Annotated in this window: 2 protein-coding genes; both read right to left on the bottom strand. The window is 45.8% G+C overall.

Annotated elements, in window-relative coordinates; all coding sequences use genetic code 11:
* Positions 1-59: 59 nt before the first annotated feature.
* The gene (cobO, locus tag B9J87_RS02345; protein ID WP_088728742.1) at positions 60-665 is read right to left on the bottom strand and encodes a cob(I)yrinic acid a,c-diamide adenosyltransferase; all 606 of its coding nucleotides are present in this window, start codon (positions 663-665) and stop codon (positions 60-62) included.
* A gap of 129 nt (positions 666-794) precedes the next feature.
* On the bottom strand, positions 795-2,069 hold the full coding sequence (locus B9J87_RS02340) for an outer membrane protein transport protein (RefSeq protein WP_094149280.1): 1,275 nt from the start codon (positions 2,067-2,069) through the stop codon (positions 795-797).
* Between the last annotated feature and the right edge of the window lie 10 nt (positions 2,070-2,079).

The following is a 2,079-nucleotide window of genomic DNA, read 5'->3' as shown; positions in this document are numbered from 1 at the left end:
ACTGGGTTGATTTCATTATGATTGATCAAGCCTCCTCAATTTAGAGGAGGCTTTTTTTATCACCAGTCGATGCCTTTTCGTGCTTTGATGCCCGACTCAAATGCGTGTTTCACATTTTTGACTTCCGACACCGTATCGGCGATTTCAATCAAGCTGCGGTGTGCTCCTCGGCCCGTGATCACCACCGACTGCATTGCTGGCCGTGTTGCTAAGGCTTCAATCACTTCGTCTAATTCGATATAGCCATAGCTCACCATGTAGGTCAGCTCATCAAACAACACCACATCAATCGACTCATCTTTAAGCATGCGTTTGCACTCTTGCCAAACCCCTTGCGCCGCTGCGGTATCGGCTTCTTTATTTTGTGTTTCCCAAGTAAAGCCCGTCGCCATGACTTGAAATTCGACGCCCAGTTTTTCAAGCAGATTACGTTCACCATTTTCCCAGGTTCCTTTAATGAACTGAGCTACCGAACATTTCAAACCGTGGCCAACAGCGCGCGCAATGGTGCCAAAACCTGAGGTAGATTTCCCTTTGCCATTGCCGGTAATGATCAATAACAACCCTTTCTCTTGCTGGGCCGCGGCAATTCGTGCATCGACTTGCTCTTTTACTTTCTGTTGCCTCGCCTTATGGCGTTCATTTTTAATTTCTTCAGTCGACATGCTCAGTCCTGTTCATTAATAGCGTTGCCGCTATCATAGCTCAACTACTCGGCAGCAAAAACCATCGAAATTACAAGGAATAAAAAAGCCAGAGCAGTGCTCTGGCCTCTGGGAGTATCTCTAATGAGTTTAGAAGCGATAATTGGCTTGTGCGCCGATAAGCCAAACATTACCCGTCGTTGTACCAGAAAATTGGCCTCCAACGGCTTGCGCTGCATCATCTGAAGCATAACCACGAGATTCCACAATGTTGGCATCTTTGGCAAAAATGTAAGTAAAGCCAGTGTCTACGGTGAATTGTTCCGTGAAGGCATACTCCGCACCAACGCTTAACCAAGTTCGATCAGTTTCAGGGATGGTAATGGTACGGTTTTTATCGTTAACTGCCGCCATATCGTAAGCAATGCCTGTACGCAGTGCTAATTTTGCATCGACTTGGTAAGTAGCACCCAGAGCAAAACGGTAATTGTCTTCCCAGTTTTCTTCTTTAACCATCACTGAGCCAAGAGTGTTTAAATCCGCTTCAAGCTTTTCGAAACTGCTCCAATCGGTCCAGTTAATACTGGCATGTAGTGCCAACTGTTCATTTAGTTGGTGGTAGCTAGCCAGTTCAGCGGTGGCAGGCATAGTGAGCATCATTGAACCTGTATCATTCACTACCTTGCCCGATTCTTTCGAAAATATATTCGCTGTGCCAGTAAGCTTTAGGTCAACTTCTGATTTATAAGTAAAGCCTATGCGATTGCTATCATTGATCTGCCATGCCGTACCCACTTGCCAACCCCAAGCTTTATCTTCACCTTCCATGTACTTCAGTGTTGTACCTTGTGGAAGAGGCTTAGTTTGAGCCGGAGAGGTTGCACCGAAATGGCCTTCTCCAATCACATAACGAATGCCACCGCCAACGGTGACCACATCAGTAAGTTGGTAGCCGATGTTGGCATTGACTTCCATTGTTTTAACCATCGCTTGATTACCAAAGTGGCTCGCGCTGAAATTACGGTCAAGCTCGGTCTCCATGCCATAGTTAGTACCGAGTGCTAAACCTAGTACCATTTTATCGTTCACTTGATGTGAGAGGTAAAAATTGGGGATGACGGCATCATTTGCGAAGTCATTTGAGCTTGCTTCTAATGCGCCGTTGATTTTTCCATTCACATCAACATTCGGATTAACGTAAATTGCACCAACAGAAATTTGCGTACCTTTCAAATAAGTCAGCATGGCAGGGTTACGCCATTGTGCACTGGCGTTATCAGCCATAGCCGCTTCACCAGCGTAAGCACGCCCAAGGCCCGTTGCAGAGTATTCTGCCAATTGGAAACCAGCGGCTTGAGATGCGTTTGATACGCTGAATAGTCCACATGCCACTGCAAGTGAAAGAAGAGTTTTATTTGATTTCATTATAATGTTC

Source organism: Vibrio sp. V19_P1S1T109 (genome assembly GCF_002241375.1).
In the GTDB taxonomy this organism is placed as follows: Bacteria; Pseudomonadota; Gammaproteobacteria; order Enterobacterales; family Vibrionaceae; genus Vibrio; species Vibrio anguillarum.
The sequence above is the reverse complement of the archived record's forward strand: the minus strand, read 5'-3'. Positions and strand labels throughout refer to the sequence as shown.